This is a genomic window from Variovorax sp. SRS16 (assembly GCF_901827165.1).
In the GTDB taxonomy this organism is placed as follows: Bacteria; Pseudomonadota; Gammaproteobacteria; order Burkholderiales; family Burkholderiaceae_C; genus Variovorax.
The window spans coordinates 4,207,569-4,219,986 of the sequence record NZ_LR594666.1; the positions used below are offsets into that span (position 1 = coordinate 4,207,569).

Here is a 12,418-nt window from a genome sequence, read left to right on the forward strand (position 1 = left end):
TCAATCCCCGAGCAGCTCTCCGATGGGCTGCAGGTCTTCGACGCGCTCGCAGATGGACTTGACGACCATCATGATCGGAATCCCCAGCAGCAGCCCCCAGATGCCCCACAGCCAGCCCCAGAAGATCACGCCGACGAACACCGCGACGGGATTCATGCGGCTGGAACGGCTGGTGAGATAGGGCACCAGCAGGTTGCCGACCAGCGTGTGGATCACCAGCGACGTGCCGCCCACCAGCAGGGCCATCTGGATGCTGTTGAATTGCAGAAAGGCGACCAGTCCGGCCGCCGCCATCACGATGACGGAACCGATGTACGGAATGAGATTGGTCACGGCCGCCACGATGCCCCACACCGCCGCGTTCTCCAGCCCGATCGCCCAGAAGGCCAGCCCGGTCGCGACGCCGATCAGCGCGCTCGAGAAGATCTGCACCAGCAGGTAGCGCTCGATATGGCCGGTGATGTCGTCGAGCACATGCACCGTGATCTTTTTCTTCTGCAGGCTGGGCCCGGTGATCTTGACCAGCTTGCGGCGGAAGGTGTCGCCGGAGCCCAGCGAGAAGTAGGTGAGGAAGGCGATCAGCGTGAGCTGCCCGGCCGCGTTCAGCAGCCCCACCGTGCCGGTCCACAGGTAGTCGCGCACATTGAAGGCCGGCCGCTCGATGACCACCCGCGCGACGCCCTTGCGCGCGGCGACCTTCTCCGAATTCTCCTGCGCGGCCTGCTCGAGTTGCGCCGCCGCCTTCTGCACCGTGTCGATCGCGCTGGGATCGGCAGGCCGGTTGCCGCTGCGCATCGCGAGCCGCAGCTTCTGCGCCGCGAGGGGCAGCGAATCGACCAGCGCGGTGGCGTTCCCGTAGAGCGAATAGCCGGTCCAGCCCACCCCGCCGCCGATCGCGATCAGGACCGCTGCCGCGCCGATCCAGCGCGAGATCTTCCAGCGCTCCAGCCGGTCGACCAGCGGCGCGAGCGCATAGGTCAGCATCAGACTCACCATCAGGGGAATGAAGACCGCCTGCGCCCACTGCAGCACGAACACCGTGGCCAGCACGGCGAGCACCACCAGCGATGCGCTGCGCACGTCGACCGGCATGTGCAGCAGCACGCGATCGGGCTCGCGCTGCGGGATCGCGGGTTCGGTCGGGTCCTTGTCCTGCGCGTTCATCGTGGATCCTTGAGCACTTCGCGCACCGCGCTCAGCTGACGGCGCGAGACCGCCACCGGCTCGGGAATGCCCTCGAGCCGCAGCGCCCAGCCTTCGGCGTCCTCGCCGTCGTCGTACTTCTCGAGCGCGCGGATCGCCTCGCGCGCGACCAGCGCATTGCGATGCACGCGCACGAAGCGCGCCGGATAGCGATCCTCGATCTCGGCCAGCGAGCCGTCGAGGATGTGGCTGCGCGATGCGGTCCGCACGGTGAGGTACTTGTATTCGGACTTGAGGTAGAGCACCTCGGCCAGCGGCACGCGCTCGGTGCGGCCGCGGTCCTGGATGACCAGCGCTTCCTGCGTCGCTTCCGTCGACGGCGCGCGCCGTTCCTTCAGGTGGCGTTCCGCCTTCTGCAGCGCCTGCTGCAGGCGTTCGGCCCGCACCGGTTTGGTCAGGTAGTCGACGGCCTCCAGCTCGAAGGCCGTGACGGCATGCACCGCGTGCGCGGTGACGAACACGATGGCCGGCGCCTCCGGCCGGCTGCGCAGGCTGCGCGCGAGTTCGATGCCGTCGATGCCCGGCATGTGGATGTCGAGCAGCACGAGGTCGATCTGCGTGTCGTTCAGTTGCTTCAGCGCATCCTCGCCATGCGCGGCCTCCGACACCACTTCGGCCGCCGGCGATCGGCAATCGGCCAGCAGGTTGCGCAGGCGCGACCGTGCCAGCGCTTCATCGTCGACGATCAGGGTTCGAAGTGAAGTCATGAGGAGGCGGGGATGGCGATCCGCACGCGGTAGTTCTTCTGGTCCATGCCGGCGCTGAACTGCGCCTGCACGTCGTGCAGCAGGCGCAGCCGGTCGCGCACGTTGGCCAGCGCGATGCCGTGGCCGCGCGGCAGCGGCGCATCGGCCCAGCGCAGCGGCGGCAGGCTGTTGACGACCTCGATCACCACCATGCCGCCACGGCGCTGGGTGCGGATGCGGACCCGGGCGCCGTCGGGGCTCGGCTCCACGCCATGCTTGACCGCGTTCTCGACCAGCGGCTGCAGCAGCAGCGGCGGCAGACGCGCGTCGCTGGCCGCGGCGTCGAGGTCCCAGCGAATGCGCAGCCGCTCGCCGAAACGCACCTGCTCGATGGCCAGGTAGCGCTCGGCCAGTCCGATCTCGTCGGCCAGGGTGACCGATTCGCCCGGATCGGCCAGCGCCTGGCGGAACAGCTCGCTGAGGTCTTCCAGCATGGCTTCGGCCTTGGCCGGCTCCTCGCGCACCAGTGCGATGGCGCTGTTGAGCGTGTTGAAAAGAAAATGCGGGCGGATGCGCGACTGCAGTTCCTCGAGCCGTGCGGTGGTGGCCGCGGGCGTTCGGCCACGGGCGCGCAGCACCAGCGCCGTGACGGCCACGCCGGCGAACAACGCGCCGGCCAGCGCGCTCGCGAGCCACGGCGCGGTGCCGAGCACGCCGGTCAGCCGCAGCAGCCCGCAACCGTAGAGCCCGGCCAGCGCGCCGAGCAGCACGCCGGCACCGTACTGGGCCTGGCTCGGCAGGCGGCCGAGCGGCTTCTTCAGACCGCAGGCCGCGAGCAGCCAGAGCAGTGTCGCAGGCAGGGCGCCGCCCGTCACGACGGCCGTCAGCGACAGCCACTCGGCCAGCGTCGACGCAAGAAACAAGGCGGCGACCGCCGCCACCGCCTCGACGAAGAGCACGGCCCGCAGCACCACCCCGATCTGGCATGCATCGAACGATGCCGCCGGCTGGCGCGCGAGCACCCGCGGGCGAACACCGGCCGGCGCTGCGGAGGTGGCCGATAAAATCGATGGGTTGCGCATCACAGAAACATCGGGTGACAAACCCATTATTGCCTCCCAGGCCGTCTTCCATGACCCAAAACCAACTCGACAAGAAATCCGAAGCCTGGTCCGCCCTGTTCTCCGAGCCGATGAGCGACCTGGTCAAGCGCTACACCGCCAGCGTCTTCTTCGACAAGCGGCTGTGGCAGGCTGACATCGAGGGTTCTCTGGCGCATGCAGGCATGCTGGCAGCCCAGGGCATCATCGGCACGCAGGACCACGCCGCGATCGAACGCGGGATGACGCAGATTCGCGAAGAGATCGAAGCCGGCCGCTTCGACTGGAAGCTCGACCTGGAAGACGTGCACCTGAACATCGAGGCGCGCCTCACGCAGCTGATCGGCGATGCCGGCAAGCGGCTGCACACCGGCCGCAGCCGCAACGACCAGGTCGCCACCGACGTGCGCCTGTGGTTGCGCGGCGAGATCGACCTCATCGGCGGTCTGCTGACCGACCTGCAGAAGGCGCTGATCGAGATCGCCGAGAAGAACGTCCAGGTGATCCTGCCGGGCTTCACCCATCTGCAGGTGGCGCAGCCCGTGAGCTTCGGCCACCACATGCTGGCCTACGTCGAAATGTTCGCGCGCGATGCCGAGCGCATGGCCGACGTGCGCAAGCGCGTGAACCGTCTGCCGCTCGGCGCCGCCGCGCTCGCCGGCACCAGCTACCCGCTCGACCGCGAGGCGGTCGCCCGCACGCTCGGCATGGACGAGGTGTGCCAGAACAGCCTCGACGCCGTCAGCGACCGCGACTTCGCGATCGAATTCACCGCCGCCGCCTCGCTGGCCATGGTGCACATCAGCCGGCTCAGCGAGGAGCTGGTCCTGTGGATGAGCCAGGCCTTCGGCTTCATCGACATCGCCGACCGCTTCTGCACGGGCAGCTCGATCATGCCGCAGAAGAAAAACCCGGACGTACCCGAACTCGCGCGCGGCAAGACCGGCCGCGTGGTCGGCCACCTGATGGCGCTGATCACACTCATGAAAGGCCAGCCGCTGGCCTACAACAAGGACAACCAGGAAGACAAGGAGCCGTTGTTCGACACCGTCGACACGCTCAAGGACACGCTGCGCATCTTTGCCGAGATGGTCGGCGGCATCACCGTCAAGCCCGAGACCATGGAAAAAGCCGCGCTGCGCGGCTATGCCACCGCGACCGACCTGGCCGACTATCTGGTCAAGAAGGGCCTGCCCTTTCGCGACGCGCACGAAACGGTGGCTCATGCCGTGAAGGCCGCCATTTCCCACCAGGTGGACTTGTCGGAATTGCCGCTGGCCGTGCTGCAGACCTTCCATCCGAAGATCGAGAAAGATGTCTACGACGTGCTGAGCCTGCGCGGCTCGCTCAATGCCCGCAACATCCTCGGCGGCACCGCGCCGGCGCAGGTTCGGCAACAAATCCTGCGACATCGTGCACGATTGGGCTGATGCATCGGGGTTTACCCCCGAGATTTGTTCCTAAATGTAATAATGTAGTGCTAAAGTTTGGCATTCATTGGCAGGCCGCACGGCGGTGAACGTACCGTTCCACAGCGCCTGCCATCCGCTCCGAATGCCATGGAACATCCCAGCTGCGTCGTCGTCCTTCTCACTTTCAATTCCGCGTCGATCATCCGGGAGACCGTGGGCGCGGCGAAGAAGGTCAGCCCGCACGTGTTCGCGGTCGATTCGCACTCCACGGACGACACGCCCGCCATCCTCGAGGAACTGGGCTGCACCGTCGTGCAGCGGCCCTTCGTCAACTACAGCGACCAGCGCAACTGGGCGATCGCGCAGGTCGAGAAGTCCTACCCCTGGCAGCTGCACCTGGACGCCGACGAGGTGCTGGACGCCCAGGCGGTCGAGGAGATCAGGGCCCTGCTGGCCGGCACGCCGCGCTTCGACGCCTACATCCTGCGCCGGCGCGATTACTTCATGGGCAGGATGCTGCGCCACAGCGGCGTCAATCCCTGGCATCTGAGGCTCTTCCGATCGGGCCAGGGGCGCTGCGAAGCGCGGCTCTACGACCAGCACTTCATCAGCCCTGCGAGGCCGGGCCGCATCGACGGCTTCATGCATGACAAGAATTCGGCGCAGCTCAGCGACTGGATCGCGAGCCACAATCGCTGGAGCGATGCCGAAGCCAAGGAGAAGCTCGGGCCCAGCGCCTTGCCGGACGAGGTCCTGAAGCCGCGCCTCACGGGCGATGCCCGTGAGCGCACGCGCTTCATCAAGGAGGTCTACTACAAGCTGCCGATCGGCCTGCGCGCGCTCAGCTATTTCGTCTACCGCTACTTCTTTCGGCTTGGCTTTCTGGACGGCAAGGAAGGCTTCTATTTCGCGTTTTTTCAGGCATTGTGGTTTCGCATGCTGATCGACGCGAAGATGTACGAACAGCGCAGCGCGAACGCGCAACGCCCTCACTGACTTTTTACGGAGTGACCACACCCATGCGGCAATACAACGCATCCAAGCGAATGCTCGTCACCGGCGGCGCCGGTTTCCTCGGCAGCCATCTGTGCGACCGGCTGATCGAGCAGGGGCACGACGTCCTGTGCGTCGACAACTTCTTCACCGGCACCAAGCACAACGTCGAGCACCTGCTCGACCATCCGCGCTTCGAGCTGATGCGTCACGACGTGACCTTTCCGCTCTACGTGGAAGTGGACGAGATCTTCAACCTCGCCTGTCCGGCTTCGCCGGTCCACTACCAGCACGACCCGGTGCAGACCACCAAGACCAGCGTGCACGGCGCCATCAACATGCTCGGCCTGGCCAAGCGGGTGCGGGCCAAGATCCTTCAGGCCTCCACCAGCGAGGTCTACGGCGATCCCGAGATCCATCCGCAGGTCGAGGCCTACTGGGGCCGCGTCAATCCGATCGGCATCCGCAGCTGCTACGACGAGGGCAAGCGCTGCGCCGAGACGCTGTTCTTCGACTACCACCGCCAGCACAAGCTGCGCATCAAGGTGGTTCGCATCTTCAACACCTTCGGACCGCGCATGCACCTGAACGACGGCCGCGTGGTGTCGAACTTCATCGTGCAGGCGCTCAAGGGCCAGGACATCACCATCTACGGCGACGGCCAGCAGACGCGCAGCTTCTGCTACGTCGACGACCTGGTCGAGGCCATGCTGCGCATGATGGCCACCGGCGACGAGGTGCCGGGCCCGATCAACATCGGCAATCCCGGCGAGTTCTCGATGCTGGAGCTGGCCAACAAGGTGATCGAGATCACCGGCTCCAAGAGCAAGCTGGTGCGCATGCCGCTGCCGGCGGACGACCCCAAGCAGCGGCGCCCCGACATCTCGATGGCGCAGAAGGAGCTCGGCGGCTGGGCCCCGCGCACCCAGCTCGACGAAGGGCTCAAGAAGACCATCGCCTACTTCGACCAGATCCTGTCGGAACCCAAGACCGCCTGACGCTCCCATGAACATCACCATCATCGGCACCGGCTATGTCGGGCTTGTCACCGGCGCATGCCTGGCGGACATCGGCAACAACGTGTTCTGCCTCGACCTCGACGCGCGCAAGATCGCGACCCTCAACGAGGGCGGCATCCCGATCTACGAGCCCGGCCTCGAGGACGTCGTCGAATCGAACGCGGCGGCCAAACGGCTGACCTTCTCCACCGACGTCGAAGCCGCCGTCGCCCACGGCGACATACAGTTCATCGCCGTCGGCACGCCGCCCGACGAGGACGGCAGCGCCGACCTGAAATACGTGCTCGCCGCGGCCCGCAGCATCGGCCGGACCATGGAAAGCTTCAAGGTCGTGGTCGACAAGTCGACCGTGCCGGTGGGCACCGCCGAACGCGTCACCGCCGCGATCCAGGAAGAGCTCGACAAGCGCGGGCGTTCCGACCTGCGCTTCTCGGTCGTGAGCAATCCCGAATTCCTCAAGGAAGGCGCGGCGGTCGAGGACTTCATGCGCCCGGACCGCATCGTCATCGGCTACACCGACGACGAGCCCGGCCGCGAGGCGCTGGCCGCGATGCGCCGGCTCTATGCGCCCTTCAACCGCAACCACGAGCGCACGCGCGTGATGGACGTGAAGTCCGCCGAGTTCGCGAAGTACGCGGCCAACGCGATGCTGGCCACCCGCATCAGCTTCATGAACGAGCTGGCCAACCTCGCCGACCGCGTCGGCGCCGACATCGAGGCGGTGCGCCAGGGCATCGGCTCCGATCCGCGCATCGGCTACAGCTTTCTCTATGCCGGCACGGGCTACGGCGGCAGCTGCTTTCCGAAGGACATCCAGGCATTGACGCGCACCGCGCGCGACCACGGGCAGGCGCTGCGCGTGCTCGAGTCGGTCGAAGCGGTCAACGACGAGCAGAAACGCGTGCTCACCAACAAGGTGCTGGCACGCTTCGGCAACGATCTCACCGGCCGCACCTTCGCGCTCTGGGGCCTGGCCTTCAAGCCGAACACCGACGACATGCGCGAGGCGCCCAGCCGCGTGGTGCTCGACGTGCTGGTGCGTGCGGGCGCCAGCGTGGTGGCGCACGACCCGATCGCGGTCGAGGAGACGAAGCGCGTGCTGCAACTCGACTTCGCCGATGCGCCGGCGCTGCTCGACCGCATCAGCTTCGTCGCCGGCAAGGATCCGATGGAAGCGCTCGCCGGTGCCGATGCGCTGATCATCGTCACCGAGTGGAAGGCCTACCGCAGCCCGAACCTCGAGCGCCTCAAGTCGCTGATGAAGTCGCCCGTGATCTTCGACGGGCGCAATCTCTATGAGCCCGCCACCATGAAGGAAGCGGGCGTTGTCTACCAGGGCATCGGGCGCAACAGCGTCTGAACGCCGGCCGCAGCGCACCGCGAGCCGCCGGGTATCCACTCGGCGCTTTCGAATTGCGGCCTCATACAGGCTTGCGCAGAGACGCGGCCTTCGGATTCAGGACCCCGGCCTTGAATCCGACGGGGTACCGGGACCGTACCGCTAACATGCCGATCGATGTCCGACAATCCACGCATGAGTGCACCCAGTCCCGACGCCGAACTGATGGCGCTGATCGATCGCGTTGGCCATCGAGACGAAGCAGCCCTTCGCCTGCTCTACGACCGCACTTCCCCCAAGCTCTTCGGCCTCGCCATGCGCGTCGTGCGGCAGCGCGAGTGGGCCGAGGACGTGCTGCAGGAATCCTTCCTGACCATCTGGCGCGTGGCCGGCGACTACCGCGCCTCGCTCAGCCCGCCGCTGGCCTGGCTGGGCCTGATCGTGCGCAGCCGATCGCTCGACCTGCTGCGCCGGCGCACGGCCGACCGGGCGCAGCTCACGCAGGAATTCGACGACGTGATGGCCGAGACTTTCGAATCGGATGCGACCAATCCGATGGACAGCGCCGATGCGAGCGAACAGGCCTGGGCGCTGCACCAGTGCCTGAGCCAGCTCGAGGGACGTCAGCGCGAGGTCGTGAGCCTGGCCTATCTGCGCGACCTCAGCCACAGCGAACTGGCGCAGCAGCTCAAGCTGCCTCTGGGCACCGTCAAGACCTGGATCCGGCGCGGCCTGGAGAAGCTCCGCACCTGCATGCAGCGATTCGCGTGAGGACCGCATGAACCTGTCCGCCCATCCCCGACTGCTCGAACTGCTGGCCGCCAGCCATGCGCTCGGCACGCTGCGCGGCGGCGCGCGGCGCCGCTTCGAATCCATCGCCCGCGAGCAGGCGCCCGTGCGCGCGGCCGCGCTGGTGTGGCAGGGCCGGCTCGCCAGCATGACCGAGATGCAGCCGACCGTGGTGCCCGATGCCGCCGTCTGGGTGCGCATCCGCAACCTGATCGAGGCCGAGCAACAGCAGCAGGCGCTCTCGCGCCAGCGCGAAACGCCGGCGCCGCAGCGCGCTGAGGGCGGCTGGCTGCGCAGCCTTGCGCTCTGGCGCGGCGCGGCAGCGGCGGGCGCGCTCGCGACCGTCGCGGCCGTGGTGGTCGGCGTCAACCTGAGCGAGCAGCTGCGCCATGCGCCGGCCGTGCAGTACGTGGCCGTGCTGTCGGACGACAAGGCCGCCGCCTCGATGCTGGTGACCTTCGACCCCAAGAACCGCCAGCTGGTGTTGCAGCGCGTCGGCAGCTACCAGGAAGGCAGCGACAAGTCGCTGCAGCTCTGGGCGCTGCCGCCCGGCGGCGCGCCGCGCTCGCTCGGCGTGCTGACCCATGAACAGGCCCTGAAGCTCAAGGCCACGGAAGCCGACGTGCGTGCCGTGCCGGCGCTGGCAGTAAGCCTCGAGCCGCGCGGCGGCGTGCCCAGCGAACGCGGTCCGACCGGACCGGTGCTCTTCAAGGGCCCCCTGATCGAGAAGACGCTCTGACGATGAAGACCGCGATCCGTCTGGCCGCGCTGGCGCTGACGCTGCTGGGGGCGTTCGCGTCGCAGGCGCAGACCGCGACCGACGCGCCGCCCTCGCCCGCGTACCTCGCAGCCCAGACCCGCTGGCAGGGCGAGCTCGCCGCCTTCGCGCGCGCCGACCAGAAGAGCCCGCCCGGCAGGAACGGCGTGCTGTTCGTCGGCAGCTCCACCATCCGGTTCTGGACCCACGTGGCGCAGGACTTCAGCCAGCAGCCGGTGGTCATCAACCGCGGCTTCGGCGGCTCCACCATGGCCGACTGCAGCCTGTTCGCGCACGAGCTCGTGGTGCGCTACCAGCCGCGCGAGGTGCTGGTGTACGCCGGCGACAACGACCTCGCCGAAGGCCGCACGCCGATGCAGGTGCTCGAAAGCTTCGCCAGTTTCGCCAACACCGTGCGCACGGAACTGCCGGACACGCGCATCGCCTTCATCTCGGTCAAGCCCAGCCCTTCGCGCGAGAAGCTGATGCCGCAGATCCGCGAGACCAACCACATCATCGAGGCCTACCTGAGCCGCCTGCCCAACAGCGAATACATCGACGTCTTCACGCCGATGCTCGACGCCGACGGCCGGCTGCGGCCCGAGCTCTTTCGCAGCGACATGCTGCACCTCAACGACGACGGCTACCGGCTCTGGCAATCGGTCATCGGGCCGCATCTGCCGCCGCCCGCGATGCAGGCCGATGCCGCGGCACGGTAGCGGCCCTCAGGCCTTGCCCCGCCCTTCCCACCAGAGCGTGGCCCGCGCGACGCCATAGAGCCACATGAACACCGAGCCCAGCAGCAGCACGTCGCCCCACCAGGGCCGCACCGTCTGGCTGTCGCCGTAGAAGGCCAGCACCGACAGCACCGCCACCAGGTGCGCGCAGAACACCGGCAGCGACGCCGAGCCCATCGCTTCGAGCCAGCGCAGGCGCGGGATGCGCTGCATGAAGCCCGGCCCGAAGCGGACCACCAGGATGCCGAGCGCCACCAGGTTGACGATCCGCAGTGGACCGAGCTGCCACTTGTCGAACAGCAGGTTGCGCTGCACGTCGCCGCCGAACGGTGCCTGGCCATTGATGCCGTGATGGCGCCAGCAGATGCCGTAGACGGCCACGGCCATGGCCAGCGCCAGCAGCCAGCGCGGGAACCGGAACGGCCGTGCGTCGGGCGCGTTGCGGCTCGCGCCCATCCACAGCCCGACGAACCACAGGAACTGCCACGCGAAGGCATTGAACGCGCCCATCTCGTGGAACGGCACCGGCAGGCCCAGCCAGCGCACGGCGAGTTCGTAGAGCCACTCGCTCAGGCCGAACTGCGCCAGTCCCCACAGCGTCGCGCTCGCCACCATCACGCCGGTCCAGCCATGGCGCAGCGCGAAGGCCAGCACCCAAGGGCTCATCAGCATGAAGAAGATGTACATCGGCAGGATGTCGAGCAGCGCCGGCTCGTAGACCAGCAGCAGCGAGTAGACGAAGGCCTTGTGCGGTTGCGCGAGGTAGTACGACAGCAGATTCTTCACCGCCGGCTGGTCGATGTGCAGTCCGACCGCCGTGATGATCGTGAACAGGAACAGCAGCGTCGCCGCCTGGCACAGGTAGATCTTGAGTGCCCGCCGCCAGAAGGCGCGGCGCATCGCGTCGACGCCTTCGCGATAGGCGCGCCGGCTGTAGACCAGCCCGGCCACGAAGGCCGACAGCAGCACGAAGCCTTCGGCCGCCGAGACGAAGCCGATGGGCTGCCCCATCGGATCGGTCAGGCGGCTGGGCAGATGGGTGAGCGTCATCAGCACGAGCATGAGCCCGCGCAATGCATCGATTTCCCAGTAGCGCTTCATCGACCCCTGCGCGTCGGACAGTGATGCGGTTCGGCGGTCAGGCGAGTTGGCGAATGGCATCGACCACGACATCGCCGTAGTGCTTCCAGGTGTAGGTGGCGGCGTGCTGCACGGCGGCCTCCCGCATCGCCGGCAGCGCCTGCCGGTTCTGATTGAACCAGGCGAGCTTTTCGGCGATGGCCTCGGGCGCGCGGATCGGCACCAGGAAGCCGGTGCGGCCGTCGATCACCAGATCGTCGCCGCCCGTGTTGGGCGTGATGACCACCGGCAGCCCTTGGCTCATGGCTTCCTGCATCACCAGCGCGCGGCCTTCGTAGAGCGAAGGCAGGCAGAACACGTCGCAGCTGCGCATCAGCGCCAGCACCTCGGCATGCGGCCGGCCTCCTTCGTGCGTGAAGCCGTCGTACTGGCGCCGGTAGAAGGCCAGGTCGGTCTGCGGCGCACCCATGACGATCAGCTCGATGTTCTCGCCCTTGAGCAGGCGCATGGCCGCGAACAGGTCGGCCAGCCCTTTGCGCTGGCCCATCGAGCCGACGAACAGCACGCGCAGCGCCCGCGCGGGATCGTCCGGCGGCCGCGCTGCGCCGCCGCGCGACACCGGCGAACCGAAGGGCGACAGAACCTGCGCCTTTTGCGACGCCCAGGCCGGCAGCGAATCGGCCACGAAGCGGCTGGGCACCACCACCAGGTCGGCCAGTTCCAGCTCCTGCGTCTTGCGGTCCAGCTTGGCCTGCGAGTCGGCGATGCCGCCGCCCAGCGTCTCGGCCCATTCGGGCACGCGCTGCATTTCCTCCTGCATCAGCCGGCGGCCCGTTTCCCAATAGGAGATCGGCAGGTCGTAGATGCGCCTCAGGCCCAGTGCCCTGGCCGCCCGGAAGGTGTCGAGCGCGGCGTCCTCGTAGGTATAGACGGCGTCCAGCCGATGCCGACGGTGCAGCCCGGGCAGCGACTTCGCGACGAAGCGATCGAAGTCGCGGATCACGCCGTCGATCGAGGCGAAGCCTTCCTCGTGCCGCAGCCAGTGGTTCCAGCCGGCCTTGCCGCAGACCGCGCGCGCGACTTCGCGCCACGGATGCTGCAGGATCTTTTCCGGCGGCAGGTCGAACTGCCGCCGCTGGAGCTCCCGGCGAAGCCCGCCCGGCAGCAGCTTCGCCGCCAGGCCGTGCGTCGAGGCGGCGAGCGTGGTCGCGAACCGGGCCAGCATGTCCGCCCTGTCCAGGGCGTCGAGCATCGCGCGGACGTTCTGGTTGCCCGCGGGATGGCTGAACAGGAGTTTCATACC

Annotated in this window: 12 protein-coding genes; 7 read left to right on the forward strand and 5 right to left on the reverse strand. The window is 67.7% G+C overall.

The features are described from left to right. Genes E5P2_RS20380 through E5P2_RS20390 form a run of 3 tightly spaced genes read right to left on the reverse strand, consistent with a single transcriptional unit; the run spans position 1 to position 2,971 of the window. Complete coding sequence (locus E5P2_RS20380) at positions 1-1,164, reverse strand: AI-2E family transporter (RefSeq protein ID WP_162568899.1); 1,164 nt, start codon at positions 1,162-1,164, stop codon at positions 1-3. After that, positions 1,161-1,910, reverse strand: coding sequence for a LytR/AlgR family response regulator transcription factor (locus E5P2_RS20385; protein ID WP_162568901.1), 750 nt, complete (start codon positions 1,908-1,910; stop codon positions 1,161-1,163). The genes E5P2_RS20380 and E5P2_RS20385 overlap by 4 nt, the downstream gene beginning before the upstream one ends. Beyond that, entirely contained in the window at positions 1,907-2,971 is a 1,065-nt protein-coding gene (locus E5P2_RS20390) for a sensor histidine kinase (RefSeq protein ID WP_443083521.1), read from the reverse strand. Before E5P2_RS20390 ends, E5P2_RS20385 begins: the two co-directional genes overlap by 4 nt. 50 nt (positions 2,972-3,021) lie before the next feature. On the opposite strand from E5P2_RS20390, the gene argH reads away from it, so the two are divergent. The 7 genes from argH (at position 3,022) to E5P2_RS20425 (ending at position 10,017) form a co-directional block, all read left to right on the forward strand. Then, entirely contained in the window at positions 3,022-4,419 is a 1,398-nt protein-coding gene (gene argH / locus E5P2_RS20395) for an argininosuccinate lyase (protein WP_162568905.1), read from the forward strand. Between the two features lie 129 nt (positions 4,420-4,548). Continuing rightward, on the forward strand, positions 4,549-5,397 hold the full coding sequence (locus E5P2_RS20400) for a glycosyltransferase family 2 protein (protein WP_162568907.1): 849 nt from the start codon (positions 4,549-4,551) through the stop codon (positions 5,395-5,397). 23 nt (positions 5,398-5,420) lie between these two features. Then, positions 5,421-6,392, forward strand: coding sequence for a UDP-glucuronic acid decarboxylase family protein (locus E5P2_RS20405; RefSeq protein ID WP_162568908.1), 972 nt, complete (start codon positions 5,421-5,423; stop codon positions 6,390-6,392). A gap of 7 nt (positions 6,393-6,399) precedes the next feature. After that, positions 6,400-7,773, forward strand: a complete 1,374-nt coding sequence (locus tag E5P2_RS20410) for a UDP-glucose dehydrogenase family protein (RefSeq protein ID WP_162568910.1) — start codon at positions 6,400-6,402, stop codon at positions 7,771-7,773. 174 nt (positions 7,774-7,947) lie between these two features. After that, positions 7,948-8,523, forward strand: coding sequence for an RNA polymerase sigma factor (locus tag E5P2_RS20415; protein ID WP_174259886.1), 576 nt, complete (start codon positions 7,948-7,950; stop codon positions 8,521-8,523). Between the two features lie 7 nt (positions 8,524-8,530). Continuing rightward, a complete protein-coding gene (locus E5P2_RS20420) occupies positions 8,531-9,280 on the forward strand; it encodes an anti-sigma factor (RefSeq protein ID WP_162568914.1) in 750 nt (249 codons plus the stop codon). A 2-nt stretch (positions 9,281-9,282) separates the two neighbouring features. Beyond that, positions 9,283-10,017 carry an SGNH/GDSL hydrolase family protein gene (locus E5P2_RS20425; RefSeq protein WP_162568916.1) on the forward strand — a complete coding sequence of 245 codons (735 nt, stop codon included), beginning with the start codon at positions 9,283-9,285 and terminating at the stop codon, positions 10,015-10,017. Positions 10,018-10,023: 6 nt separating this feature from the next. On the opposite strand, the gene opgC is transcribed toward E5P2_RS20425, so the two are convergent. Both opgC and E5P2_RS20435 read right to left on the reverse strand, forming a co-directional pair. Then, complete coding sequence (opgC, locus tag E5P2_RS20430) at positions 10,024-11,136, reverse strand: OpgC domain-containing protein (protein ID WP_162568917.1); 1,113 nt, start codon at positions 11,134-11,136, stop codon at positions 10,024-10,026. Positions 11,137-11,173: 37 nt separating this feature from the next. Beyond that, positions 11,174-12,415, reverse strand: a complete 1,242-nt coding sequence (locus tag E5P2_RS20435) for a glycosyltransferase family 4 protein (RefSeq protein WP_162568919.1) — start codon at positions 12,413-12,415, stop codon at positions 11,174-11,176. Positions 12,416-12,418: the final 3 nt, after the last annotated feature.

What these genes read in the sequence shown, in the direction of transcription:
- E5P2_RS20380 (WP_162568899.1), bottom strand. Translation starts at nt 1,164, where the DNA reads ATGAACGCGCAGGACAAGGACCCGACCGAACCCGCGATCCCGCAGCGC.
- E5P2_RS20385 (WP_162568901.1), bottom strand. Translation starts at nt 1,910, where the DNA reads ATGACTTCACTTCGAACCCTGATCGTCGACGATGAAGCGCTGGCACGG.
- E5P2_RS20390 (WP_443083521.1), bottom strand. Translation starts at nt 2,971, where the DNA reads ATGCGCAACCCATCGATTTTATCGGCCACCTCCGCAGCGCCGGCCGGT.
- argH (WP_162568905.1), top strand. Translation starts at nt 3,022, where the DNA reads ATGACCCAAAACCAACTCGACAAGAAATCCGAAGCCTGGTCCGCCCTG.
- E5P2_RS20400 (WP_162568907.1), top strand. Translation starts at nt 4,549, where the DNA reads ATGGAACATCCCAGCTGCGTCGTCGTCCTTCTCACTTTCAATTCCGCG.
- E5P2_RS20405 (WP_162568908.1), top strand. Translation starts at nt 5,421, where the DNA reads ATGCGGCAATACAACGCATCCAAGCGAATGCTCGTCACCGGCGGCGCC.
- E5P2_RS20410 (WP_162568910.1), top strand. Translation starts at nt 6,400, where the DNA reads ATGAACATCACCATCATCGGCACCGGCTATGTCGGGCTTGTCACCGGC.
- E5P2_RS20415 (WP_174259886.1), top strand. Translation starts at nt 7,948, where the DNA reads ATGAGTGCACCCAGTCCCGACGCCGAACTGATGGCGCTGATCGATCGC.
- E5P2_RS20420 (WP_162568914.1), top strand. Translation starts at nt 8,531, where the DNA reads ATGAACCTGTCCGCCCATCCCCGACTGCTCGAACTGCTGGCCGCCAGC.
- E5P2_RS20425 (WP_162568916.1), top strand. Translation starts at nt 9,283, where the DNA reads ATGAAGACCGCGATCCGTCTGGCCGCGCTGGCGCTGACGCTGCTGGGG.
- opgC (WP_162568917.1), bottom strand. Translation starts at nt 11,136, where the DNA reads ATGAAGCGCTACTGGGAAATCGATGCATTGCGCGGGCTCATGCTCGTG.
- E5P2_RS20435 (WP_162568919.1), bottom strand. Translation starts at nt 12,415, where the DNA reads ATGAAACTCCTGTTCAGCCATCCCGCGGGCAACCAGAACGTCCGCGCG.